Origin of the sequence: Mycobacteroides franklinii, assembly GCF_002013895.1 — a bacterium.
GTDB classification, from domain to species: Bacteria; Actinomycetota; Actinomycetes; order Mycobacteriales; family Mycobacteriaceae; genus Mycobacterium; species Mycobacterium franklinii.
The window spans coordinates 17,907-39,826 of sequence record NZ_MAFQ01000008.1 but is presented as its reverse complement, the minus strand read 5'-3'; the positions used below and the strand labels follow the sequence as shown (position 1 = coordinate 39,826).

At 64.6% G+C, this 21,920-nt stretch carries 28 protein-coding genes and 1 tRNA gene; 18 read left to right on the top strand and 11 right to left on the bottom strand.

The window, feature by feature from the left end:
* Positions 1 to 343: 343 nt before the first annotated feature.
* The 13 genes from B4393_RS14640 (at position 344) to B4393_RS14585 (ending at position 8,376) form a co-directional block, all read left to right on the top strand.
* On the top strand, positions 344 to 676 hold the full coding sequence (locus B4393_RS14640; RefSeq protein WP_079482307.1) for a hypothetical protein: 333 nt from the start codon (positions 344 to 346) through the stop codon (positions 674 to 676).
* On the top strand, positions 673 to 2,526 hold the full coding sequence (locus B4393_RS14635; RefSeq protein ID WP_131832272.1) for a hypothetical protein: 1,854 nt from the start codon (positions 673 to 675) through the stop codon (positions 2,524 to 2,526). The genes B4393_RS14640 and B4393_RS14635 overlap by 4 nt, the downstream gene beginning before the upstream one ends.
* Positions 2,523 to 3,152, top strand: a complete 630-nt coding sequence (locus tag B4393_RS14630; protein WP_078334743.1) for a hypothetical protein — start codon at positions 2,523 to 2,525, stop codon at positions 3,150 to 3,152. Before B4393_RS14635 ends, B4393_RS14630 begins: the two co-directional genes overlap by 4 nt.
* On the top strand, positions 3,149 to 3,718 hold the full coding sequence (locus B4393_RS14625; protein ID WP_078334742.1) for a hypothetical protein: 570 nt from the start codon (positions 3,149 to 3,151) through the stop codon (positions 3,716 to 3,718). Before B4393_RS14630 ends, B4393_RS14625 begins: the two co-directional genes overlap by 4 nt.
* Positions 3,715 to 4,032, top strand: coding sequence for a hypothetical protein (locus B4393_RS14620; protein ID WP_078334741.1), 318 nt, complete (start codon positions 3,715 to 3,717; stop codon positions 4,030 to 4,032). The genes B4393_RS14625 and B4393_RS14620 overlap by 4 nt, the downstream gene beginning before the upstream one ends.
* A gap of 55 nt (positions 4,033 to 4,087) precedes the next feature.
* Positions 4,088 to 4,639 (top strand): hypothetical protein, encoded by a 552-nt coding sequence (locus B4393_RS14615; RefSeq protein ID WP_078334740.1) that lies wholly within the window; start codon positions 4,088 to 4,090, stop codon positions 4,637 to 4,639.
* Positions 4,636 to 4,839 (top strand): hypothetical protein, encoded by a 204-nt coding sequence (locus tag B4393_RS14610; protein ID WP_078334739.1) that lies wholly within the window; start codon positions 4,636 to 4,638, stop codon positions 4,837 to 4,839. The genes B4393_RS14615 and B4393_RS14610 overlap by 4 nt, the downstream gene beginning before the upstream one ends.
* Before the next feature lie 10 nt (positions 4,840 to 4,849).
* Positions 4,850 to 5,371, top strand: coding sequence for a hypothetical protein (locus B4393_RS28085; RefSeq protein WP_236743172.1), 522 nt, complete (start codon positions 4,850 to 4,852; stop codon positions 5,369 to 5,371).
* Positions 5,372 to 6,666: 1,295 nt separating this feature from the next.
* The gene (locus B4393_RS28080) at positions 6,667 to 7,350 is read left to right on the top strand and encodes a hypothetical protein (protein ID WP_236743171.1); all 684 of its coding nucleotides are present in this window, start codon (positions 6,667 to 6,669) and stop codon (positions 7,348 to 7,350) included.
* A 9-nt stretch (positions 7,351 to 7,359) separates the two neighbouring features.
* Entirely contained in the window at positions 7,360 to 7,572 is a 213-nt protein-coding gene (locus tag B4393_RS14595; RefSeq protein ID WP_052572170.1) for a hypothetical protein, read from the top strand.
* On the top strand, positions 7,569 to 7,727 hold the full coding sequence (locus tag B4393_RS27480) for a hypothetical protein (RefSeq protein ID WP_157901278.1): 159 nt from the start codon (positions 7,569 to 7,571) through the stop codon (positions 7,725 to 7,727). Before B4393_RS14595 ends, B4393_RS27480 begins: the two co-directional genes overlap by 4 nt.
* Positions 7,727 to 8,008, top strand: a complete 282-nt coding sequence (locus B4393_RS14590; protein WP_131832271.1) for a hypothetical protein — start codon at positions 7,727 to 7,729, stop codon at positions 8,006 to 8,008. The genes B4393_RS27480 and B4393_RS14590 overlap by 1 nt, the downstream gene beginning before the upstream one ends.
* On the top strand, positions 8,005 to 8,376 hold the full coding sequence (locus B4393_RS14585; protein ID WP_078334736.1) for a hypothetical protein: 372 nt from the start codon (positions 8,005 to 8,007) through the stop codon (positions 8,374 to 8,376). The genes B4393_RS14590 and B4393_RS14585 overlap by 4 nt, the downstream gene beginning before the upstream one ends.
* A 233-nt stretch (positions 8,377 to 8,609) precedes the next feature.
* Here B4393_RS14585 and B4393_RS14580 read toward each other — a convergent pair.
* The 7 genes from B4393_RS14580 to ponA2 form a co-directional block, all read right to left on the bottom strand.
* Positions 8,610 to 8,683 (bottom strand) — tRNA-Pro (locus B4393_RS14580).
* A gap of 86 nt (positions 8,684 to 8,769) precedes the next feature.
* Positions 8,770 to 9,033, bottom strand: a complete 264-nt coding sequence (locus B4393_RS27950) for an SHOCT domain-containing protein (protein ID WP_078334735.1) — start codon at positions 9,031 to 9,033, stop codon at positions 8,770 to 8,772.
* A 78-nt stretch (positions 9,034 to 9,111) separates the two neighbouring features.
* Positions 9,112 to 9,777 carry a response regulator transcription factor gene (locus B4393_RS14570; protein WP_078334734.1) on the bottom strand — a complete coding sequence of 222 codons (666 nt, stop codon included), beginning with the start codon at positions 9,775 to 9,777 and terminating at the stop codon, positions 9,112 to 9,114.
* A complete protein-coding gene (locus B4393_RS14565) occupies positions 9,774 to 10,925 on the bottom strand; it encodes a sensor histidine kinase (protein WP_078334733.1) in 1,152 nt (383 codons plus the stop codon). Before B4393_RS14565 ends, B4393_RS14570 begins: the two co-directional genes overlap by 4 nt.
* A gap of 72 nt (positions 10,926 to 10,997) precedes the next feature.
* Positions 10,998 to 12,068 carry an L-cysteine desulfhydrase Cds1 gene (cds1, locus tag B4393_RS14560; RefSeq protein ID WP_078334732.1) on the bottom strand — a complete coding sequence of 357 codons (1,071 nt, stop codon included), beginning with the start codon at positions 12,066 to 12,068 and terminating at the stop codon, positions 10,998 to 11,000.
* Position 12,069: 1 nt separating this feature from the next.
* On the bottom strand, positions 12,070 to 13,032 hold the full coding sequence (locus tag B4393_RS14555; RefSeq protein ID WP_070939073.1) for a metallophosphoesterase: 963 nt from the start codon (positions 13,030 to 13,032) through the stop codon (positions 12,070 to 12,072).
* 73 nt (positions 13,033 to 13,105) lie between these two features.
* A complete protein-coding gene (gene ponA2 / locus B4393_RS14550; protein WP_078334731.1) occupies positions 13,106 to 15,541 on the bottom strand; it encodes a transglycosylase/D,D-transpeptidase PonA2 in 2,436 nt (811 codons plus the stop codon).
* Positions 15,542 to 15,800: 259 nt separating this feature from the next.
* On the opposite strand from ponA2, the gene B4393_RS14545 reads away from it, so the two are divergent.
* Positions 15,801 to 16,118: a WhiB family transcriptional regulator gene (locus B4393_RS14545; RefSeq protein ID WP_070937350.1), complete on the top strand. Its 318-nt coding sequence runs from the start codon at positions 15,801 to 15,803 to the stop codon at positions 16,116 to 16,118.
* A 100-nt stretch (positions 16,119 to 16,218) separates the two neighbouring features.
* On the opposite strand, the gene B4393_RS14540 is transcribed toward B4393_RS14545, so the two are convergent.
* Positions 16,219 to 17,340 (bottom strand): ArsA family ATPase, encoded by a 1,122-nt coding sequence (locus B4393_RS14540; RefSeq protein WP_078334730.1) that lies wholly within the window; start codon positions 17,338 to 17,340, stop codon positions 16,219 to 16,221.
* Positions 17,337 to 18,380, bottom strand: coding sequence for an ArsA family ATPase (locus B4393_RS14535; protein ID WP_109558668.1), 1,044 nt, complete (start codon positions 18,378 to 18,380; stop codon positions 17,337 to 17,339). The genes B4393_RS14540 and B4393_RS14535 overlap by 4 nt, the downstream gene beginning before the upstream one ends.
* 58 nt (positions 18,381 to 18,438) lie before the next feature.
* Here B4393_RS14535 and B4393_RS27235 point away from each other — a divergent pair, with 58 nt between their 5' ends.
* The 4 genes from B4393_RS27235 to B4393_RS14520 are packed head-to-tail and all read left to right on the top strand — an operon-like array spanning position 18,439 to position 20,710.
* Positions 18,439 to 18,600, top strand: coding sequence for a DUF4177 domain-containing protein (locus B4393_RS27235; RefSeq protein WP_005063257.1), 162 nt, complete (start codon positions 18,439 to 18,441; stop codon positions 18,598 to 18,600).
* Positions 18,597 to 19,070, top strand: a complete 474-nt coding sequence (locus tag B4393_RS14530) for a RidA family protein (protein ID WP_070937348.1) — start codon at positions 18,597 to 18,599, stop codon at positions 19,068 to 19,070. The genes B4393_RS27235 and B4393_RS14530 overlap by 4 nt, the downstream gene beginning before the upstream one ends.
* Positions 19,070 to 19,858, top strand: a complete 789-nt coding sequence (locus tag B4393_RS14525; protein ID WP_078334728.1) for an MBL fold metallo-hydrolase — start codon at positions 19,070 to 19,072, stop codon at positions 19,856 to 19,858. The genes B4393_RS14530 and B4393_RS14525 overlap by 1 nt, the downstream gene beginning before the upstream one ends.
* 6 nt (positions 19,859 to 19,864) lie before the next feature.
* Positions 19,865 to 20,710 carry a DMT family transporter gene (locus B4393_RS14520; protein ID WP_078334727.1) on the top strand — a complete coding sequence of 282 codons (846 nt, stop codon included), beginning with the start codon at positions 19,865 to 19,867 and terminating at the stop codon, positions 20,708 to 20,710.
* Between the two features lie 11 nt (positions 20,711 to 20,721).
* On the opposite strand, the gene crp is transcribed toward B4393_RS14520, so the two are convergent.
* Positions 20,722 to 21,396: a cAMP-activated global transcriptional regulator CRP gene (gene crp, locus B4393_RS14515; protein ID WP_005063269.1), complete on the bottom strand. Its 675-nt coding sequence runs from the start codon at positions 21,394 to 21,396 to the stop codon at positions 20,722 to 20,724.
* A 96-nt stretch (positions 21,397 to 21,492) separates the two neighbouring features.
* A complete protein-coding gene (locus B4393_RS14510) occupies positions 21,493 to 21,855 on the bottom strand; it encodes a hypothetical protein (RefSeq protein WP_078334726.1) in 363 nt (120 codons plus the stop codon).
* Positions 21,856 to 21,920: the final 65 nt, after the last annotated feature.

Here is a 21,920-nt window from a genome sequence, read left to right as displayed (position 1 = left end):
CTGACCACACGAGAACCCCCACCACCTGGCCTTTTCCCTCCCGCTGCACCTCATTCCCAACCCTTCTGACCTGCGAGAACACCCATCTCCCCGCACCTTCCACCCCCTCCGCACCTCTCGTTTCCCCAGTTCAACGGGCTTTTCTGACCCGATAGCAAAGTGTGGTGTTAATGCCAGAGTAACGGGAAGTGCTGGTGCACACCGGGATTCGTAATACAGGGAGTTGACAAGGCAAAGAATTGGATTAGACTTATTAACGGCGGAACTCCCTTAATTCCGTCCGCCGAATTAAGAGGTAGGGGCTCGGCAAAGAGCCCTTCGGGAGACCAAGGAGGTGAGCGCGATGGGCAAGTACGTCGGAGCTGCTGTCTTGGCCTTCCTGGGCCTCGGGACTATCAGCGAGTACCCGCTCATCGGGTTTGGAATGCTGGGTGTCGCTGGACTCCTCGTGTGGATGGCGATGCAGGGCCGACAGGCCGTACGGGTCGAGCGGAGCCGTCCCGTGGCCGCGCGTTCGGCCCGCGCCGACGTTCAGGCCGAGGTCAACCGCGCCCAGCGTGCCGCGAACCGCGAGGTGCGCCAGCAGGTTGCGCGCGCCCGCCGTCAGGCCCAGCGGAACGTCGATGGCGCGGTAGCGCGCGTCCGCGCCGAGCAAGAGCGGCGGTGGGTCGCGTGAGTCGCCAGCAAAAGCGAGCTTTGGCCGCTAGGCGCGCCGAACGGCGCGAGGACTTCATGTGGCAGAGGAGCATCCGTCAGTCGGATGCGGCGCTCGACGCCATCGAACGTGACCAGGATCAGGCCGAGAAGGAGTACGAGCGGCTCTCGGAGAAGCTCGCGTCCATCGAGTCGCGGATGGGCCAGGACATCGAGAAGGCGCTGAGCGAGATCACGCGCCAAGCCACGTCCGAGGAGCGCCGCGTGTTGAGCACGCCGTTGGTGAGGTACACGGGAGCTGGGTTCAACCGTCCGCCGCTCTGGGTGTGGCATGTGAAAGCGGGCATGCCTGTGGGGCTCGCGCGGAGGGTTGGCTTCGAGTCCCGTGACGGCGGGCCGCTGCTCGTGTTGCGTGAGGGCGGCGGCGTTGCTGAGTCGGACTTGGCTCCCAGCGTCATCCGCGCCGAGATGCCCGAGCTTTCGGGTGACGCGAGCTTCATCGGTTGGGCCGATCAGGTGGCCGCGCTGCTTCCGGAAGTTGCTCAGCGGTACGCGGTCTTGGAGCTTCTGCGCAACGATGACTGGTTGTCGGCCTTGCTGGAAAGCGCGGGAGTCACCGTTTCGAGCACGACGACGGAATCGGTACAGGGTGTTTATTCCGTCGTGGAGCGGAAAGTAACGACCACGATCGTCCCTACGGTGCAAGACGTTCGCATCACCCGTACGGGCCTGCGGATCGTGTTCGGCCACCAGCCCGGAAAGAGTGCGAAGGATTGGGTGTCCAAGCTGGACGCCCTGCGCGCGGGCTTGAAGAATGCGGGGCTGGATGCCTCGAATCTCACGGTATCGGACGGGCAAGACGGTTCGGTCGTTCTCTCCCTCAACGACATTGACCCGCTGGCTGACCCGCTGCCGTCCGAGATTCACACTTACGACCCCGAGAGCGCCCGCTCTTACTTGGGTCGCTCAGCGGATGGTGATGGGGTCTACCTGACACTTAAGAACAACTCGTGCGTGATCGTCGGCGGTATGCAGGGTGGCGGTAAAACCGCATCGCTGCTCCCCGTCCTGACAGGGATGGCAGGGCATGTCGAGTTGCACGTCCTCGACGGCGGCGCATCGGGTGAATGGTATGTGCTCCGCCCGATTTGCGCAACGTACGACGACTCGGGCGACATCGAGCGCTGCGGGGAACTGATGTCCGAGCTGCTGGAGATGCGCGGTGAGCGCATGGCTCGCGTCGCCCGTGTGGGTAATGGGGCCAACAACTTCTGGGACATTCCCGCCACTCGGCGCGAAGCCGCTGGGCTGTTCCCCATTGTGGTGGTGCTGGAGGAAGCACCGCAGTACATGGCGAAAGCACAGGACACCACGGAGGAGAAGAAAGCAGCCGAGGCCAACCGTGGACGGGTGGGCAAAGTGGTGAAGTTGCTCCGCAAGGCGGGAGTGACCGTGTTCGTCGTGGCGCAGAAACCTACGGGTGATGAAGTGCCAACCACCGCCCGCGACATGGGCTCGCAGAGGTTGTGCTTCCGATTGGACAGTGATGTCGCCGCCGCCACGGTCTTGGGTGACGCCGCTTATGTGGAGCCCAAGCCCACGAGCATCCCGGCCGGAAAGCCAGGACGCTTCGTCGCTCGGGTGGACTCCAGAGGCTCAGTGCTGGGACAAGCCGTGTATGTGCCTGTCTCCGACATTCGTTCCGCACTGGCCGATTCCAAGCCCGTTCCCGACCAACGGGGCATCCGAAAAGTGGTGTCACGTCCCACTGCGGTCGAGCTGGTCGAGGAGCCCGAACGGGCTGTCACGCCCCCTGTGGTCGAGCGCGACGAGGAGACGGGAAGCACTGGAGTGGAAGGATTTTCATTGTGAGCAAGTTTGTTGTCGGCATTGACGCTGTGGTCACAGGAGTCAGCATCGCCGCATTCGTTGACGGTGCTTCGAGCCCCGTCACGAAGTTCATCCGCGCACCGCGCATTGACAAGTACAACGCCGTGACTGAGACGGCGCGAACAATCGTCACTGCCAACGAAACGATGGAAAGCGTTCTCAAATCGGGTATCCCAGCGTTCGTCGTGATGATGAAGCCGAGCATCAGTAAGAGCAAGGACGACTCGGCTCCACGCAGGATGATGCTGGCTGGCGAGATTCAGCGCCAGCTCATCGAGGTGTCCATTCCTTTCGCCGAAGTCAGTTCGATGACGCTCGTGGACTGGTTGATGGGCGCGGGACGGAAATACCCGCCGCGAGATTTCAGCGGCTTGGAGCAGGCTGTGCGCGATGCCTGGCGACCAGGTGAGGTAGACGACGGCTTCCGCCTGACGACGATTGGTGTCGCGGCTGCGGCTGCTGTCATCGCGGGGATCCCGACCCGCAAGGCCGTTGAGAATTCGTCTCTCGCGGCGCTGAGTGAGGTGCGCCTACCTGATGGATGGGAACTCCCAGAGCGAGCCAGTGAGTGGAACTCGTTGTACGTGAAGAAAGAAGAAGCGGCATGAGTATCAAGAGAATTGGTGCAGTGATTGTGGTGGCGGGAGCCGTGATGTTCCCGCTCGCCGCGTGCGGGAGCAGCAGCACTCCCGCGCCCACGGTGACAGTGACCAGCGCGCCCTCGACGCTCTCGCCGGGCTTCAAGGACAGCTACTGCAACATCAACTCGGCAACAAAAGCTGCTTGCCAGCAGTCCGATGCGACTGCCAAGCAGCGGGCCGCGACGGCTCAACCCGCACCACGGGACAGCGGGTTGCCTTGGTGGGCCTGGTTGCTGATCGTCCCCGGAGGACTCGTCGGCGCACTCATCGCAGGAGTCAAGCTCATGGAGTGGAACGACGACCGAGCCTCCGAGCGCGCCTCCGCTCGGCTGGCTGAGCTGGAAGCTCGCTATCCCGACCGCGACGATGACGTTGAGGATTACCCGGACGGTGAGGACGACGAGCTGGATGAGGCGGACATGGATTTCCTCGACAAGGTGACTGATCCTGCCCCGAGTGCGCCAGCCCAGCCCGCATCACCAGCGGGCGGTGGACTGCTGAGTTCGCTGCGCCAGCAGGGAGGTGTCCAGTGAAGCCTCTCGTCATCGTGGCGCTGGTGACCATCCCGCTCCTGGCAGCCTGCTCGAACGCCGAGGCCACCGAGGCTGAGCAGGCACGGTGCGCGCGTGCGGCTGCCGCTGCTCCCGAGAAGTACAAGAACGTCAGGGTGCCATTAGAGCTGGCTGTGCGGTCGGGAATCCCCGCAATTGTCAGGGTGGGCGACGAACAGCTCCTCGCTGCGGGAGAACTCTTGGCCGACGCGGAACCATGTGAAATCGACGGCTTGTCGAAAGCCTGGCACCTCGATTTGCGGGGCTGGGGCCAGCCACCGCCACCCACCCAATAGACCGTCTACACGGACAAATCAATCAGACCGACCAATGACGAAAGGAACACGAGAAATGAAGAAGAACATCGTCGTGGTCAGCGCGACGCTGGCGCTGTCGGTCGGTCTGGCCGCGTGCGGGACGAGCCACCCTGAGGCGCAGCCCATCCCCGCCGACAAGGGATGCACCGAAGTCGCCCGCCCGAGCGACCCGCACGGTCTCATCGGGAACGAGTGGCCGTGGATGTCAGCCTGCAGTGCTCTGAGCGACGTGCAGCCTGCGGTAGATCAGGCCAGGGCCGACAGCATCGTGTTCGACGCGCGCCAGCACGTGGATGAAGCCAAGCGCCACATCTCGATTCTGTCCACCATGGGAAACAAGGAATCCGACCCCGAGGTGCAGGCGGACTATCGCCACCGTATCGAGGTCGTGCGGGGGCACTTGGCCGAAGCACTTATGGACTCCAGCCTGGCTCTACGGGGAACTCCCCCTGCGGGCTTTGCGCTCGGCTACACGAAGAACTGGGACGAGAGCAAGACGTGCTCGGGTGCCATGGATTTCGACAAGTGCATCTCCGAGCGTCCCCACTCGGCCAGCCCTGGCCTGACGGGAAGTGGGGGACGATGAAGCTCCTCGTCATCGCGGGTATCACCGTGCTCGGACTGCTGAACGCGCCCGTCGCGGCAACGGACCCATCGGGCTGGTGTGAATGGACTCCCGACCTCGACATGAGCCAATGCGGCCTGGTCGTCGGCGTTCCTCCGAGCGGCCAGCTCATTGACGGACCAGGCGACTGGTCCACTGGCGAGACACGGACGAAGAACTAACGTGTCCAGCATGAAGAACAACAATCAATCCTGGCCGGGTTCAACGCTTCTCGCGGCCCTGGCCATCGCGCTCGGCGTGTCCATCGGGGTGGTGGGGTGTGGCTCGACGCACCCCACCACCTCGGGGTCGAGCAGCGCGGGGGAGACGAGCAGTTCGGCGTCGGCTCAGAACATGGTGGATGTGTCGGCTGTGTGGGTGACACACCCGATGCCCGATTGCCCACGTGTTGTTATTGGAAATGCAACAGCGTCACCAGGATTGGTGCTTCCCGACGATGCGAGCGTTGCGCGGCAGCTCGCGGGTGTCCGTAGTCCAGGGAGCGAGAGCTGGGTGAGAGAGAAGCTCGGATGGGTGACCAAATGGCTGGGTAAGACCAGGGCGGACATCATCTCTGACCCCAGCTCGCCAGGAGTTCCCGCACAGTCCAAGCGATTCAGTCAGTACGTCGAACACATCAGAACGGAACTCGAAGCTGGGAAGGACATTTCAGATTCGGCACTTGATGGCCGATTTCCAGAGGGATGTGCGTAATGGCACCACAGGCCGATATTGAAAAGCCAAGCGATGACCCGTTTTCACTGATGGGCTCCAACTGGCCCTCTGAGTCCGAAGGTGCGTATCACGCAGCGGAGCTAAACGCCGATGCACTATCTACTGCGACAACTACTCAAGCGGAATCCGCTGATGATGCAGAACGCAAGATGGCGAGCGAGTCGGGGAAGACCGCCGAAGCGGTCGCGGGAGGTTATGGCGCTGTCGCAGAGCGGCTTCGCGGGCAGAGTCGGGACTACACCACCATTAGCTCTTGGATGCTCGACGCTGGAGGAAAGGTCGGGAAGGCCAAGAGTCAAATAGCAGACCTCGTGTCCACGGGCACAAATGAAATCCGCGAGGCTCTCGGCAGCGAACTGGCTGGAAAATCCGTATCCCCGTCATCCTCTGACCTCACAGCGAAGTACCGAGCTGACATCGCCCATGCTGCCAGCACTCTCACTGCTGACCTCGACGGCATTGGACATTCCCTCCAGGGAGACCCTGGCAGTTCTCGCACGCCGAGCTACACCAGTGTTCCCGCGATACCCAGCACCGAACGGCCTGATCCTCGCGCAGTCGTGACGGCCTATAACTCAGGCCAACACCCCGTTGTAGAGCCGCAGAAGCTCCCTGAGATGCCCCGCGCGAAGACCGCCGAGCACGTCGAGTCACCCAGCGCAACAACTACTCCCACCTCCACGGTGAACCCGACTCTTGCAAATCTCATCGGTGTTCCCCAGGGGAACGCCAGCCCATCGAGCACTCCTGCATCCCCGAGCGCCAAGTCTTCGAGCGCCACCACGGGCACCCCCGCTGCCCAACAGCAGGCACACCAGCAGACCGAGCAGCACCAGCCGACCAAATCCCACGGACTGCCCAACATCCCGTCCATCCCACTGCCTGACCTGCCCACTGCGGCTCAGAACATCACTACGGCAGTCACCAGCGCGGTGGGTTCCCAGCTCCCTGCGGCTGCCCCTGCCACGAGCACGCCAGGATCCTCGGCTCCCGCTTCGACTGGCATCACGCCTGGTGTCAGCGGAACCCCACCCGTGACCCCAGTAGGGCTCGCACCAATCGGAGGGGTGCCGACCCCCACGGTGCAGGCCCCTCCCGTGCCACAGGGGACACCAGGCGCTCCCGCGCCGACTGGACTCCAAGCTCCCAGTGCGACCCAGGCCCCAACTCCAGCAGCTCCACGCGGCCCAGTGGCCGATGCAGCGTGGATTCAACGGGCATACGGGTTGGCTCCTGGCCTCGATGTTCCGAGGAACGAGTCTCCTGTTGCGCCCGTGTGTTTCATCGTTGGCCTTCCCGAGCCCGAAGTCCACTTGCACAAGGTTCTCGCCTCGTTGCGCCATGTGTTCGAGCAGTCAGGCTGGAGCCAGCCACTCGCTGTGGCCAGCATTCGGCGGGGGTTCGAGACTCGCACGGTGTTCTGCACGTCGGACGCCCTGAGCATCCACCCGCACGGTGTCTCCCTGCCCGCTGGGGTGAGCCCGTTGGACGAGATGTCAGGTTCCCCAAATCATTCCGAACTCTCAGGTTCCCTCATGGTCACCGACAAGCTCACCTCCCTCATCCCTCGTGGATGGGAGGTTGAGGGTGTTCTGAGCACCGTGCCCTCCGACGAGAACAGCCAGTCCGCCGAGCAGTACCAGGAGTTGGTGCAGGGTGAGGAGCTCTTGCCCTGCACGGTGTCTCGTGGTCGTGATGACGTGGAGGCAGGAGAAGCCATGTCGGTGTTCGCCCGTGTGGCGATTGGAAGCGGGGGCTGCGGAGAGTTGGACGTGGAGGGCGCTCGCCTCCGAGCTGCCAGGTGGGTCGGTGTCCAGCCCTCGGGATACCAGGGTCTGCTGGCTCGGTGGTACCTCTCGGACGCAGCGGACTCGATGAGCCGTGGAGCGTGGGGTGAAGCGGTGTATTCCAGCGAGAAGTACCTGGGTGTCATGCAACCGAGAAGTCAAGCGGCATAAGGAGGAAAGGTGAACGAAGAGCAAGAACTGGAATACTTCGATGCTCACGTGCGGCATGCCGAGCGGGCTGAACACATCGAACGGCAAATCGAGATATGGAAGTCGGAGCTGGGTCCGACACTCGCGTTCTTGCATGTGTTGAATGTGCTGTCGGAGGTCCGTGAGGCGAGCAGGGCTCGGTGCCAGCGGGAGGCGCTGGCGGCGCTGGGGAAGGACCAATGACCCCCGACCCGATGGAGCACGGGGCAGACCGCCGTCCGACGAAGGAGGCGGCGGGCACAGCGGCACCCGACAACCAGAGGTCGGGGAGCCCGTGGAGCACCGATTCGGTGATGTCGTGGGTGAGTCCGCACCACCAGAAGAAGAAGGAGAAGTGATGTCAGGAACGGTGGCGACGAGCGGAGCCCCGATCATCCAGGTTCACAAGGCTGTCGCGCAGTCGGCGCGGGAGGCGGCGTCGGGCTTGCCCGTCGTGAGCGCGGAAGGGATGCGTCCGGGGCATGCGGAGATTCTGGAGAGTGCGCTGGCGGAGACCAGGGCGGTGCTGGGAGAGTTGGCGCGTGTGGGAGACGTGGGTGCCTCGGGTGCGGGTGCGCTGGGAGATCAGGACCACGAGAATGGCCAGAAGTTCGGTGGGGTGCAGGGGGTCCGACGATGACCGACCTGTTGCTGCAGGTAGACCCCGAGGCGCTGTTGAGCTTTGCGCAACAGTTGGAGGGGCGTGCCGATGACTTGGAAGCGGGCCTGGCAGCTCAGCGGATGAAGGTGGAATCGGTGGTCGCGCGGGCTGGCTCGATGTACACGAAAGATGGTCGAGTGTCGCCCGTGTTCAAGCCGATGGGCTCGGCGGTGGACAAGGCGCTGGACAAGGCCGAGGAGAACGTCTCGGCGCTGACGAAGACGCTGAGGAACGACGCCGAGCTACTGCGGGAGTTCGTCGCGGCCCACGAGGAGGCCGAGCGGAGGGCGGTTGACGGGTGGGAAGCGGGCGAGCTTCAGGTGAAGCCCCGTGGAGCTGTCGCCTAGTCCCTCCTGTGCCCGAGAGCCCCCGACCCATCAGCGGTCGGGGGTTTCTTCGTGTGAGGGGCGATTCTGGGGGAATCGAGGGGACTGAGAGGCACGCTTGGCGTGAGAATCGGCGCTGGTGGGAGTCTCGGACTTTTTCTGCTGCCTACCCACTGCCTACCGAGCTGTTCGACCTCGGAAACGAAGAAACCCTCCCTCACCTGTCTGACCAGGTGAGAGAGGGTTTCTCAGCGTCGGGGTGGCGGGATTCGAACCCACGACCTCTTCGTCCCGAACGAAGCGCGCTACCAAGCTGCGCCACACCCCGCTTTGAAGCCAGGCAAGGGTATCGCATCGAGGCCGTTGGTCGCGAATGCGTTGATCCGCGGGCCGCAAAGCGGGTGTGACGTGCCGTTATCGACGGGTGCTGCGTAGGACTGTCAGTCGGTCCCGATATTCGGCCTCGGTGATCTCTCCCCGCGCATAGACGTCTCGCAACGTGCCCTCGCCCTGGCGGCCGATCCAGCGGCGCCGCGCGGAGACGATCGCGACGATCACCAGGGTCCAGAACAGGATCGGGAACACTACGAACCAGGGATGCCAGGTGGGATCGCCCCAGCGGTCCGTGTGGTCGGCAAGGAATGTCGTTGTGGTGGTGGCAATCTCGTTGATGTTCATGCTCTCAGCGTGCCTGCGTGTGTGCCGGGAAACATCGGCCTAGCGGCGGTAGTTCGGGTACGCGCCTGGGCGTAGGTTTCAGTCTTGCCAGCGGGGGCGCACCAGCCCCGACTCGTAGGCGATGACCACCAACTGGGTGCGATCACGTGCGCTCAGTTTGGTCAGGATGCGGCTCACATGGGTGCGTGCCGTCGCCGGGCTCATGAACAGCCGCGCCCCGATCTCGGCGTTGGTCAGCCCCTCGGCCACCAGCGCCATCACCTCGCGCTCACGATCGGTGAGATCGTCCAGCCCGGACTCGGCGGGCTGTTTGGCATGGGTGGAGTACTCCGCCAGCAGCCGGCGGGTCACCGACGGCGAGAGCAACGCATCTCCCTCTGCAACCACACGCACTGCTCTGACCATCTCCGATGGTTCGGAATGCTTGACAAGAAACCCGCTGGCACCGGCCCGCATCGCCTCGAAGACATACTCGTCGAGCTCGAAAGTCGTGAGCACCACCACCCGAACATCTGCCAGGTCGGGATCCGCGGCGATCTGCCGTGTCGCGGCCAGGCCATCCAACTCAGGCATGCGGATATCCATCAGCACCACATCGGGACGGTGCTCCCGTGCCGCCGCCAGCGCCTGTGCACCGGTAGCGGCCTCGGCCACCACCTCGATGCCGTCCTGCGCGTCGAGCAGTGCGACGAAACCTGCCCGGACCAGGGCCTGATCGTCGGCCACGACCACCCGGATACTCATTGGGGCGCCAGTGGCAGCTGTGCGCGCACCACGAACCCTCCGTCGGCCGCGGTCTGTGCCGTCAATGATCCGTTCAGCGCGCGCACTCGTTCCCGCATTCCCGCGATCCCGGTCCCTCCCGACATGGCGGCTCGTAGCCGGGCAGGCCCGGGATCTTCCACGGTGACGTCGATCGTGTCCGCGTGATAGCCGACCGTTACGACGGCCTCGATGGCCGACGAGTGCCGTGCCACATTGGTCAGCGCCTCCTGCACAATCCGCCCGGCCGCGACATCCACTACGGCGGGCAGCGGCACCACGGACCCGTGCACCCGGGTGTTGACCGTGAGCCCGGCGGCGCGCGCGGTGGCCACCAGGGCATCTAGATCCGTCACTCCCGGTGTCGGCGTGACGGGAACGCCCGCCTCCGTCCGGAGCGCCGCCACCAACGAATGCACATCTGAAATCGCCTGTCGGCTGACCTCTTTGATCGCTGCGAGCGCGGGCATGGCGCCCTCGGGCTGATCGTCGAGGAGCTCCAGTGCCACCGACGACTGCACATTGATCATCGACAGGCTGTGTGCCAACACATCGTGCAGCTCCCGGGCCAATGCCAGCCGTGCCTCGGTCTCCCGGCGCTCGCGGTCGGTCTGTGCCTCCCGCGCGATCGAGGCGCGGCGCTGTTTGCGCGCCTCCAGTGCCAGCCGCCGTTGACGGATCGCCTCGGCGACACCGACCAGCACCAGCAGCCAGGCCGCGGTGGCCGTCACCGCGATGGACGGCGGCGGGTTCTCGCCGCGAAGCCACGGCACACCCCACATCACGGCCGCCCAGCCGAGGAAGGGCAGGGGATAGGTCAGCCAGCGTGGGCCCTGTGTCGCCGCGGCCAGAAACGCCACCACCAGGGAAATGAAGATGGGCCCGAAGCCGAATCCCGCCAGCGGGTAGGCGACGGTTACCGCGAGCACGATGAGCAGCACTGCGTGCGGATGCCGGCGACGGGCCAGTAGCGCCAGTGGGCCGGCCACCAACAGCAGATAGGCGAACCAGTCCAGCTCGCGCCATCCCACGTCGGGGTGCTGATAGCGCGCGCCGGTGCTGCCGACCACCTGGATCACCGCGATGACGAGCGGCACCAGCCAGGTGGTCGGCGAGCGCATCGCGTCCATGTACCGAACCTAGTGGCGGGTGGTCCCGACGGGCGTCAGCTTCACGCCGTAGTCGCCGCTACGTCGCATGGACTAGTCCCAGCGGCCGGTGTCCTCGAACTGCGCAAGGCGTACCGATGGCCCCAGCAGATCGAATTCCTGCTCGGCGACCCAGTGATCGTCGAAGTAGGTGTCGGCGTACCGGTCGCCGCTATCGGCCAGCAAGGTGACAACGGAGCCACCAACGCCGTTGCTGGCCATTTCCGAGATCAGCCGGAATGCGCCGCACAGGTTGGTTCCCGTCGACGCGCCCACCCGTCGGCCCAGCACCGCGCTGGCATGGCGGGTGAGGGCCACCGAGAACTCGTCGGGTATCTGCTCCATGCGGTCCACCACCGTCGGCAGAAACGACGGCTCCACACGGGGGCGCCCGATGCCCTCGATGCGCGACGAAATCCCGGTCACCACATCATGTCCCGAGAGATATGACGGGTAGAACGCGGAGTTGTCGGGGTCCACCACGCACAGTTTGGTGGGGTAGCGCCGGTACCGGATGTAGCGACCGATGGTGGCGCTGGTTCCGCCCGTGCCCGCGCCGACCACGATCCACGTTGGCAGCGGATGCTTTTCGTGATGCATCTGGTTGAAGATCGATTCGGCGATGTTGTTGTTTCCGCGCCAGTCGGTGGCCCGTTCGGCATTGGTGAACTGATCCAGGTAATGCCCACCGGTCTCGCGGGCAAGCCGCTGCGCCTCGGCGTACACCTGCTGCGCCTCGTCAACGAAATGACAACGGCCACCCTGGGATTCAATCAAGGCAATCTTGCTGGGGCTGGTCGACGCCGGCATCACCGCAATGAACGGCAACCCCAACAGCTGCGCGAAATAGGCCTCGGAGACCGCCGTGGAACCCGATGACGCCTCCACGATCGTGGCGTTCTCACGAATGAATCCGTTGCACAGTCCGTACAGGAAAAGCGAACGCGCCAAACGATGTTTGAGGCTGCCGGTGATGTGCGTGGACTCGTCCTTGAGGTACAGCTGCACATCCACGGTGTCGGCCCACGCCGCCGGTAACGGATACCGCAGCAGGTGAGTGTCGGCGCTACGACGGGCATCGGCCTCGATCAATCGGACCGCGTTATCGGCCCACGCACGGCTCACGTCACTGCACGGTAGCGCTGGGCGACCGGTCACCGGATTCGGCATCGGCCCCTTGGCTGCCGACGCGCGCCGGCACCAAGGTCAGCAGCGTCGCCTCCGGACGGCAGAAGAACCGCATCGGTGCGAACGGTGACGTCCCGATACCCGCCGACACGTGGAGCTGCATGTGTGAACCCCACTGCGATGGGCCCTTCACCCGGGAACGGTCCAGCTCGCAGTTGGTGACGATCGCCCCGTAAAACGGCAGGCACAGCTGCCCGCCATGGGTGTGACCGGCCATCACCAGCTGGTAGCCGTCCTCGGCGAAACGGTCCAGCACTCGCGGTTCGGGTGAGTGGGTCAGCCCCAGCCGCAGTGTCGCCAGCGGGTTGGGCATCCCGGCAATGGTGTCGTAGCGGTCGCGGTGCAGATGCGGATCGTCCACCCCGGCGGCCGCGATCCGTACTCCGGCGACCTCCAGCTCGTGTCGGGTGTGGGTCATATCGTGCCAACCGCGCTCGGTGAACGCGGCGCGCAGATCCTGCCACGGCAGTGGTTCGCCGTGCTTGCGTTCATCGCTCTTGTACAGGTACTTGGCCGGGTTCTTGAGCCGCGGTCCAAAGTAGTCGTTGCTTCCGAAGACGAAAAGTCCTGGGACCGAAAGCAAGTCACCCAACGCCTGCACCACCGAGGACACCGCCCTGGGGTGCGCAAGATTGTCGCCGGTGTTGATCACCAGGTCCGGCTGCCACTGTGCCAATTCACGCAACCAGGCCTGCTTGAGGCGCTGGCCGGGCCGCATGTGGATGTCGCTGATGTGCAGCACGCGCAACGGCGAGGCGCCGGGATCGAGTACATCCATCGTCGCTTCGCGCACGGTGAACGCGTTGCGTTCGATGATCGACGCGTACCCGATGCCAAGCGCGGCCGAACCTGCCGAGTAGGCGGCCGCCCGCTTGATGACCGTGTTCAACGACGTACTCATCATCCGAGAGTAACTCCGAAAGCTGAGGTACCCCTGATCACCACCGCAAAACGTGGCGAATTTCTCGTCTAGATCACGGGGGTGGCGCCAGCACCGGCACCGTGATGGGCGGCAGGCCGGGGATGTTCACGATCGTGGTGGTCATCTCGCCAGGCGGCATACCGGGCATGCCGGGAAAGACAATGGGCGGCGGAGCCGGCGGAATGCCGTTGCTCAGCATGATGGTGATGACGGAACCGGGAATGGTGGTTCCGGACGGGCTGGTACCCACGACCTCGTTGAACGGCGCCGTGCTGTTCACCGAGCTGGCTTGGTCGGCCACCCTGAAACCGGCCTTCTTGAGGATATCCCGGGCCTCGGACTCGCGCAGACCGTTGATGCTGGGCACCTTGGACCCCGGACCACCTTCCACGTACCGCGGCTCGGTGGGCGGCAGCACGGTCGGACCGTAGTTGTCGGCGATCGGTTTCATCGCCTCGAACCAGGCGCGCGCGGGCTCGTTGCCGCCGTAGAGGTTTCCGTCTCCGCACTTGCGTAGCGGGAAGGAGCACAGGTCGCCCGGTGTGGTCGAGTCGTCGTAGATGTAGCTCGCTCCGGCCAGGTTGTTGGTGAACCCCAGGAATGCCGACGAGCGGTGCGCCTCGGTGGTCCCGGTCTTGCTGGACAGCGGCAGGCTCCACCCGACCGATCCCGCGGAACCCGCGGCCGTACCGCCGGGCTGATCGTCCTTGCTCATCGCGTTGGCCAGGGTGTTGGCCAATCCCGTGGGCACCACCTGTTCGCAGGCCTCGACCGTCGTGGGCACTTCCTTGCCGTGGCGGTCGAAGACCTTGTCGATGGGGTTGGGTGGGCACCATTTGCCACCCGAAGCCAGAGTGGCTGCCACATTGGACAATTCGAGTGGGTTGATCTGAATCGGGCCGAGAGTGAACGAGCCCAGGTTGTATTTCTTGATGTAGTCCGCCAGGCTCTCGTCGCCCTCGGGGTCGTATGGCTTGGCGGTGCCCGGTTCGGCGTAGGAACGCATACCCAGCTTGACGGCCATATCCACTGCCTTGGACACGCCAATCGACTGAATGAGCTTGGCGAACGCCGTGTTCGGGGAGGTCGCGAGGGCGTCGGTGATGCTCATCGGGGAACGGTAATTGCCGACGTTCTTGACGCACCAGTTGTCCTTGGGACATCCCTTGGAGCCGTCACTGCTGCCCAGGCCCTTGGCCGCGAAGGTGGGCGGCACATCCAGCACGGTGTTGATGCCCATGCCCATATCCATGGCCGCAGCGACCGTGAAGATCTTGAAGATCGAGCCGGCGCCGTCGCCGACGAGGGAGAAGGGTTGGGGCTGCATGGTCTGGTAAGTGTTGGCGTCCAGGCCGTACGTACGACTGGAGGCCATTGCCAAGATGGGGTGGATGGTCTGGCCCGGCTTGATGATGCTCATGACGTTGGCGATGCCGTTGAGACCCGGATCGGCGATGTGCGATACCGCCTGCTTCACGGAGTTCTGCACGTCCGGGTCCAAGGTGGTGCGGATGAGGTATCCGCCCTTCATCACCTGGTCCTTGCTGATACCTGACTTGGCCAGGTAGTCGAGCACATAATCGCAGAAGAACGCGCGGTCACCTGCGGCGATGCACCCGCGGGGCAGCTCATTGGGCTGAGGCAGCACGCCTAGGGGCTGTGCCCTGGCGGCCAGCAGCTCGTCCTTCTTCTCCGGGGCGTTGGCAATCATGGTGTCGAGCACCAGGTTCCGACGTGCCAGTGCGCCTTCGGGATTGACGTAGGGGTTGAGTCCGGAGGTGGACTGCACCATGCCCGCCAACAGGGCGGCTTGCTGCCAGTTCAGATCTTTGGCGTCGACACCGAAGTAGGTCTGTGCGGCATCCTGCACACCGAAGGAGTTGTTACCGAATGACACCAGGTTCAGGTACCGGGTCAGGATCTCCTGCTTGGTGAAGGTCTGATCCAGCCGCAGCGCCATCCGGATCTCGCGGAGCTTGCGGGCGGGGGTGGTCTCGATGGCTGCCTTGCGCTCCGCGTCGGTCTTGGCCACCACCAGCAGCTGGTAGTTCTTCACATACTGCTGTTCGATCGTCGAACCACCGCGCGTGCCTTCGTCGCCGGAGGCGTATCCGGCCAGGCCGCCCAGTGTGCCCTTCCAGTCGACACCGTTATGCGAGGTGAAGCGCTTGTCCTCGATGGACAGGAGGGCCAGCTTCATGGTGTCGGCGATTTGGTCGGCGGGCACCTCGAAACGTCGCTGTGTGTAGAGGTACGCAATCTTGTTGCCCTTGGCGTCTTCCACCGTGGTGACGGCGGGCACCTCGCCCTGAAGCAACTGGGTGGAGCCGTTGGCTACCACGTCGGACGCACGATTGGATGCCAGCCCGAATCCACCCGCGAAGGGGAACATCAGCCCGGCCAAGACCACCGCGGCGACAAGTCCGCAGCCCGCAAGCTTCGCGAGAGTCGTGGCGGGGGGGTCAGGGGGGGACAGCCGTTCTGGCATACGCACAGGGTACGTGGCGTCCTCAGAGGTGTCTGCGGGGTAGTTGGTTGGTAACGCGGGGCCTCCGCGGGGCGATGAAAAGACGTTGTCGGCACAACCGTCCCAAAAAATTCGATTCAGATGTTGCGTTGAAGATCTCTGACCACTAACTTGATCTCACGGTGTGATTCAAGTTACACACCAAGCGGACTGTGGCCCACACCTCTCGAAGGGCCGCTCGTGATAGAAGGGATTGCCTGTGTCAGCTTCACGGCCAGCCATGAGTGCTTTGCAGACGGCGGTATCGATCGATGGTGGAGAAGCACGCATTGCCTGGGTTTCTCAGGCCAGATGCAGACAGGGCGACCCTGACGAGTTGTTCGTACGCGGAGCGGCACAGCGCAAGGCTGCGGTCATCTGCCGGCACTGCCCCGTGATGATGGAATGCGGCGCCGACGCGCTGGATAACCGTGTGGAGTTCGGGGTCTGGGGCGGACTGACCGAACGGCAGCGTCGCGCGATGCTGAAGGCTCATCCCGAGGTGGAATCCTGGGCTGACTTCTTCGCCGCGCAGCGCAAGCACAAGAGCGCCGTTTAGACGCTTAAACACTTAAGACGCCGAGCGCGCACATGGGCACCGAATCCGCGAAGATTTCGGACACCCAAGTGCGCGCTCGCTGCGTTGTAGGGATAGCTCCCTAGGAAGCGACGCCGGTGATCTGGTCGGCGATGGCGCGCAGCGCGTCCACATCAGAGACATCGAACGGCAACGAGGGCACCCCGACGATCGGGACCGACGGGTTGGCGCTCGTGAACCGCGACAACAGCCGGATCTCCCGCTTCGCGGTGGCCGCGCGCTCGGCGTGAACCCGTAGCACCGCCGCGGGCAGGCTGTACTCGCCCGATTCTTCGATGTTGTCGGCGACGTCGACAGCGCGCTCGACGGTCAGGCTTGAGAGCGTGGGATGGGTGCGGTTGAGGATGAGCCCCGCCAGCGGCATGCCCTCCTGAGTCAGCCGCTCGACGAAGAAGGTGGCCTCACGCAGCGCGTCGGGCTCGGCGGCCGACACCACGATGAATTGGGTGCTGCGCCGGCGCAGCAGCTCGTAGGTGCGGTCGGCCTTCTCGCGGAATCCGCCGAATGTGGAGTCCAGCGATTGCACGAACATCGAAGCATCGGAAAGCAATTGCGAGCCGAGCACCGTCGACAACGCCTTCATGGCCAAGCCGACGGCTCCGGTGACGATGCGCCCCAGACCGCGGCTGGAGCCCAGCAGCATCTTCCAGAGTCGGCCATCCATGAAGCTGCCCAAACGCTTTGGCGCGTCCAGGAAGTCCAGGGCATTGCGAGACGGCGGCGTGTCCACCACGATCAGGTCCCACTTGTCTTCGTGCAGAAGCTGGCCCAGCTTCTCCATGGCCATGTACTCCTGCGTGCCCGACATGGAGGTGGCGACGGTCTGATAGAACTTGTTGTCCAGAATCGATTGTGCGCGATCGGATCCCGCGTGCTGGACCACCAACTCGTCGAAGGTGCGACGCATGTCCAGCATCATCGCGTACAGCTCACCCTTGAGACCCTCGATGTGCACCTGCTGTGGGGTATTCCCCAGATCCTCGATGCCCAGCGACTGCGCCAGCCGGCGCGCCGGGTCGATGGTCAGCACCACCACGGTGCGGCCGTACTCCGCGGCGCGTAGCGCTACGGATGCCGCGGTGGTCGTCTTGCCGACACCGCCTGCGCCACAACACACCACGACGCGGTTCTTGCGGTCTTCGAGGATGGCCGCCATGTCCAAGACGGCAGGTGTGGTGCTCATCGGACTCCCTGTTCGGCCAGGCTCTCGGCCAGTTCGTAGAGGCTGCCCAGGTCGACACCGTCGGCCAGGGTGGGCAATTCCAGCCGAGGTATCTGCAGTTCGCCGAGCAGTTCCTCGCTCTCGGCGCGCGCCCGCATCCGCGTCGCGTGCTCGATGGTCTCGGTAAGCAGACCGGCGAAGTCGATGTCAGAGAGGGTTACGTTGTTCTCGGTCAACGCCTTACGCACCGCGTCGGCGTCGATCACGCCCTCGGCCGCCTTGTCCAGATCGGTGGGGGACAGGTGCGGAACCACAGTTCGGTTGACGATGACACTGCCCACCGGCATACCCATTGCGCTCAGTTCGGCGATGGCCTCGGCGGTTTCCTGCATGGGCAGCGCCTCAAGCAGGGTCACCAAGTGGATGGCCGTCTGGTCCGAGTGCAGCAGCCTGCGCACCCCCTCGGACTGCGAATGAATCGGGCCGCCCTTGGCGATATCGGACAGCGCGGACGTCACATCCAGGAAGCGGGCGATCCGGCCGGTGGGTGGGGCATCGACCACGACGGCGTCGTACACGTGGCGCCCCGACTTATCGGTGCGGACGATGCACTCCTTGATCTTGCCGGTCAAGATCACGTCACGCAGACCCGGCGCAATGGTGGTGGCGAACTCGATGGCACCGATGCGTTTCATCGCGCGCCCGGCCAGGCCCAGGTTGTAGAACATCTCGAGGTATTCCATGAACGCCGTCTCGATCTCGATGGCGAGCGCGTTCACGACTCCGCCGCCCTCGGCGGTGGCGATCTTGAGTTCCTTGGGCGCCAGCGGCGGCACATCGAAAAGCTGGGCGATGCCCTGGCGGTTTTCGACCTCGACCAGCAGCACCTTGCGACCGCCCGCCGCCAGCGCGAGGGCCAGCGCCGCGGCGATGGTCGACTTTCCCGTCCCGCCCTTGCCGGTCACAAAGTGCAGCCGTGCATTCGCGACTCGCGCAGGCCACGCAGTTAAGGGGGGCCCCGCAGCCGCGTCGCTGGGGGAGTCAGGGGAAGTGTTCACCACGCGAGCATGCTAACTGTCCGGCATCGACTGGCAATCCCGAACGCCCTAGGGTGCGTATATGACCGAACGCACCGCGTGGGAGTACGCGACCGTCCCGCTGTTGACACACGCCACCAAGCAGATCCTGGACCAATGGGGAAGCGACGGATGGGAGCTGGTGAGCGTGCTGCCAGGGCCCACCGGTGAACAGCATGTCGCCTACCTGAAGCGGTCGAAGTGAGCACGCACAGCGCGCGGCTGGCGGAGCTGGGAATCGAACTGCCCGCCGTCGCTGCGCCGTTGGCGGCGTATCAGCCCGCGGTACGCAGCGGTAACCACGTCTACACCTCGGGGCAGCTGCCCATGGTGAACGGCAGCCTGGTCACCGCGGGCAAGGTCGGTGCAGAGGTATCCCCGGAAGACGCCAAGGCGCTCGCCCGTACCTGCGCCCTCAACGCGGTGGCCGCGGTCGATGCCCTGGTCGGGATCAACAATGTCGTGAAGGTGGTCAAGGTCGTCGGATTCGTCGCGTCGGCGCCGGGATTCACCGGTCAGCCCGGCGTGGTGAACGGAGCCTCGGAGCTGCTCGGTGAGGTGTTCGGGGACGCCGGGGTGCATGCGCGCTCGGCCGTGGGTGTCGCCGAGCTGCCGATCAACGCCCCGGTCGAGGTCGAGATCATCGTGGAGGTCCGCGCGGAAGTCTCCGCCTGATGACCCATCCCGCTTATGGGCAGCTGCGTCCGGTCACCGAGACCGCCTCGGTGCTGTTGGCCAATAACCCAGGGATGATGACGCTCGAGGGCACCAACACCTGGGTGCTGCGGGCTCCGGGCAGCGACGAGATCGTCATCGTCGACCCCGGCCCGGGCGTCGCCGCCGGTGACCCCGATGTGCACGCCGAGGAACTCGCGAAGATCGGCAAGGTGGCCCTGGTATTGCTGAGCCATCGACATTTCGATCACACCGGTGGCGTCGATCGGCTGGTAGAGCTGACCGGTGCTCCGGTACGCGCCGCGGATCCGGCCTGGCTGCGCGGCGATTCGGTGGCGCTGGCCGACGGCGAACGCATCGACGTCGCGGGGTTGTCGATCTCGGTGCTGGCGACTCCTGGCCACAGCGACGATTCGGTGTCCCTAGTTCTGGATGACGCGGTGCTGACCGCCGACACCATCCTCGGACGGGGCACCACGGTCATCGCGCAGGACGGCGGCGGTCTGGGCGATTACCTGGAGTCGCTGAAACGCCTTGAGGGCCTGGGTAAGCGCACGGTGCTGCCCGGACACGGCCCAGAGCGAAGCGACCTCTCGGCGGTCTCGGCCGAATATCTGGCGCACCGGGAGCAGCGGCTGGACCAGGTACGTGCGGCGCTGGCGGCACTGGGTGACGAGGCCTCGGCGCGGCAGGTTGTCGAGTTCGTGTACACCGACGTGGACCCGTCGCTATGGGGCGCCGCCGAATGGTCGGTGCAGGCGCAGCTGGACTACCTGCGCGCTGATTAGTCGGCGGTGAATTCCATCCCATTGGCCCTCGCGGGCTCGCTCAGTTGGGGCATCAGCGACTTCATCGGTGGCCACGCAAGCAAGCGGCGATCGACGCTCGCGGTACTGACGCTGAGCCGCCCCGTCGGGCTGGCGGTGGTGAGCCTGGTCGCGCTGATCACCTCGTCATCGCATTTCGACGGTCGCACGCTGCTCGGAATGCTCTCCGGCCCAGCAGCTTTCACTGCTCTCTATGCGCTCTATCGCGCTCTTGCCATCGGCCCGATGGGCGTGGTCTCGCCGATTGCCGCGGTCGGTGCGGTGGTCCCGGTGCTGTGGGGCGCCATGATCGGGCAGTCGCTTTCGGGCCTGACCTACCTGGCGCTGGCCGGCACTCTCGTCGGCGTCATGTTGGCGTCGGCCTCGGAAGGGCTGGACGGGCAGCGACCGGGACGACGAGTGCTCGCATGGTCGTTTTTTTGCATGGTGATGTTCGGGGTCTGCATGATCCTGCTCGCCGAGGCCGGCAGGTATCACCCCGTCGAGGCGGTGGTGATCTCTCGCGCCACCGAGGTCATCCTGATCCTGATACTCGGAGCGTTCAGCTGGAAGAGCCTGCGCGAGAACCTGCGCCCACCGTTCGGGGTGGTGCCCTTCGCGGGTGTGCTCGACACGTCGGCGATGCTGCTGTTCACCTACGCCTCCGCGCACGGAAGCCTGGGCGTAGCGGCCGTCCTGTCCTCGCTGTACCCGGTGGTCACGGTTCTCATCGCCCGGGTGGTGCTGCATGAGCGGCTCGGTCGAGTCCAACAAGCCGGTGCGGTGCTGACGCTTGTGTGCGTGGCGTTGGTGGCATTCAGCGCATCACGCTGACGCGCGGGGAGCTAGCGCGCGCGACGGGCCAGACGCTCGGAGTCCGAGATCAGGACGCTCTTGCCCTCCAGCCGGATCCAGCCGCGGTGCGCGAAATCGGCCAATGCCTTGTTCACGGTCTCGCGGGATGCACCCACCAGCTGAGCGATCTCTTCCTGGGTCAGGTCGTGCGTCACCCGCAGGGCGCCGCCCTCCTGGGTGCCGAATCGCTGGGCGAGCTGCAGTAGCTGCTTGGCCACGCGGCCGGGCACGTCCGTGAAGATCAAATCGGCGAGATTGTTGTTGGTGCGACGCAGGCGGCGGGCCAACACGCGCAGTAGCTGCTCGGCGATCTCCGGGCGGTCGGCGATCCAGGCGCGCAACGCGTCCCGGTCCATCGACACCGCGCGTACCTCGGTGATGGTGGTGGCGCTCGACGTCCGGGGACCCGGGTCGAAGATCGACAGCTCACCGAACATGTCCGACGGTCCCATGATGGTCAGCAGGTTCTCACGGCCATCAGGAGACCGGCGACCGATCTTCACCTTGCCGGTGATGATGATGTACAGGCGGTCGCCAGGCTCGCCTTCGGCGAACACCGTGTGCCCGCGCGGAAAGTCAACCGGCTGCAGCTGCTTGGTGAGCGCCGAGACGGCGCTCGGTTCGACACCCTGGAAGATTCCGGCCCTTGCCAGGATCTCGTCCACGTTTGCCCCTTACCCAAATTCGTTAGTCATGCTTACGCTGGCCTGCTCACGTCGCTATGAGTCTAGAGGCCAGGTCGCGAAAGAACGTGATCCAAGCTACACCGCTGCGCCACCGGCACGCAGTGAATCCACCACCGAATGCCGCGAACGCATGGACGGTACGGCCTCTTCGCGCAGGCTGGGGGTACCGAGCGTGCGCGCGGGTCTCATGGACGGACCGTTGATTCGTGGCTGGTTGTGGCCGTTCGTGGTGGCCTGATAAACCGCTTCCAAAGACGGCTCGATGCGTTGCAGTTGACGCCGGTGCAAACCCTCGATGGCCGACGGCATGCCGTCGCGGGCGAGGCGATTCATATCCGACGGACTTGCCTGGTCCAGAAAATCGGCGACCTCACTTGGTTGCAAGGTATGCCGCATCAACCCGGCTTCCAGCTTTCCCAGCCCAAGGCTGGCAAGCATGAGAAGTCCGGGTACCAACAAACCGAATAGGCCCGACACGGGTTGAAGTAAACACGTTCAAGATC

What these genes read in the sequence shown, in the direction of transcription:
- B4393_RS14640 (WP_079482307.1), top strand. Translation starts at nt 344, where the DNA reads ATGGGCAAGTACGTCGGAGCTGCTGTCTTGGCCTTCCTGGGCCTCGGG.
- B4393_RS14625 (WP_078334742.1), top strand. Translation starts at nt 3,149, where the DNA reads ATGAGTATCAAGAGAATTGGTGCAGTGATTGTGGTGGCGGGAGCCGTG.
- B4393_RS14615 (WP_078334740.1), top strand. Translation starts at nt 4,088, where the DNA reads ATGAAGAAGAACATCGTCGTGGTCAGCGCGACGCTGGCGCTGTCGGTC.
- B4393_RS14610 (WP_078334739.1), top strand. Translation starts at nt 4,636, where the DNA reads ATGAAGCTCCTCGTCATCGCGGGTATCACCGTGCTCGGACTGCTGAAC.
- B4393_RS28085 (WP_236743172.1), top strand. Translation starts at nt 4,850, where the DNA reads ATGAAGAACAACAATCAATCCTGGCCGGGTTCAACGCTTCTCGCGGCC.
- B4393_RS27480 (WP_157901278.1), top strand. Translation starts at nt 7,569, where the DNA reads ATGACCCCCGACCCGATGGAGCACGGGGCAGACCGCCGTCCGACGAAG.
- B4393_RS14590 (WP_131832271.1), top strand. Translation starts at nt 7,727, where the DNA reads ATGTCAGGAACGGTGGCGACGAGCGGAGCCCCGATCATCCAGGTTCAC.
- B4393_RS14585 (WP_078334736.1), top strand. Translation starts at nt 8,005, where the DNA reads ATGACCGACCTGTTGCTGCAGGTAGACCCCGAGGCGCTGTTGAGCTTT.
- B4393_RS27950 (WP_078334735.1), bottom strand. Translation starts at nt 9,033, where the DNA reads ATGAACATCAACGAGATTGCCACCACCACAACGACATTCCTTGCCGAC.
- B4393_RS14570 (WP_078334734.1), bottom strand. Translation starts at nt 9,777, where the DNA reads ATGAGTATCCGGGTGGTCGTGGCCGACGATCAGGCCCTGGTCCGGGCA.
- B4393_RS14565 (WP_078334733.1), bottom strand. Translation starts at nt 10,925, where the DNA reads ATGGACGCGATGCGCTCGCCGACCACCTGGCTGGTGCCGCTCGTCATC.
- B4393_RS14555 (WP_070939073.1), bottom strand. Translation starts at nt 13,032, where the DNA reads ATGAGTACGTCGTTGAACACGGTCATCAAGCGGGCGGCCGCCTACTCG.
- ponA2 (WP_078334731.1), bottom strand. Translation starts at nt 15,541, where the DNA reads ATGCCAGAACGGCTGTCCCCCCCTGACCCCCCCGCCACGACTCTCGCG.
- B4393_RS14545 (WP_070937350.1), top strand. Translation starts at nt 15,801, where the DNA reads ATGAGTGCTTTGCAGACGGCGGTATCGATCGATGGTGGAGAAGCACGC.
- B4393_RS14540 (WP_078334730.1), bottom strand. Translation starts at nt 17,340, where the DNA reads ATGAGCACCACACCTGCCGTCTTGGACATGGCGGCCATCCTCGAAGAC.
- B4393_RS27235 (WP_005063257.1), top strand. Translation starts at nt 18,439, where the DNA reads ATGACCGAACGCACCGCGTGGGAGTACGCGACCGTCCCGCTGTTGACA.
- B4393_RS14525 (WP_078334728.1), top strand. Translation starts at nt 19,070, where the DNA reads ATGACCCATCCCGCTTATGGGCAGCTGCGTCCGGTCACCGAGACCGCC.
- B4393_RS14510 (WP_078334726.1), bottom strand. Translation starts at nt 21,855, where the DNA reads ATGCTTGCCAGCCTTGGGCTGGGAAAGCTGGAAGCCGGGTTGATGCGG.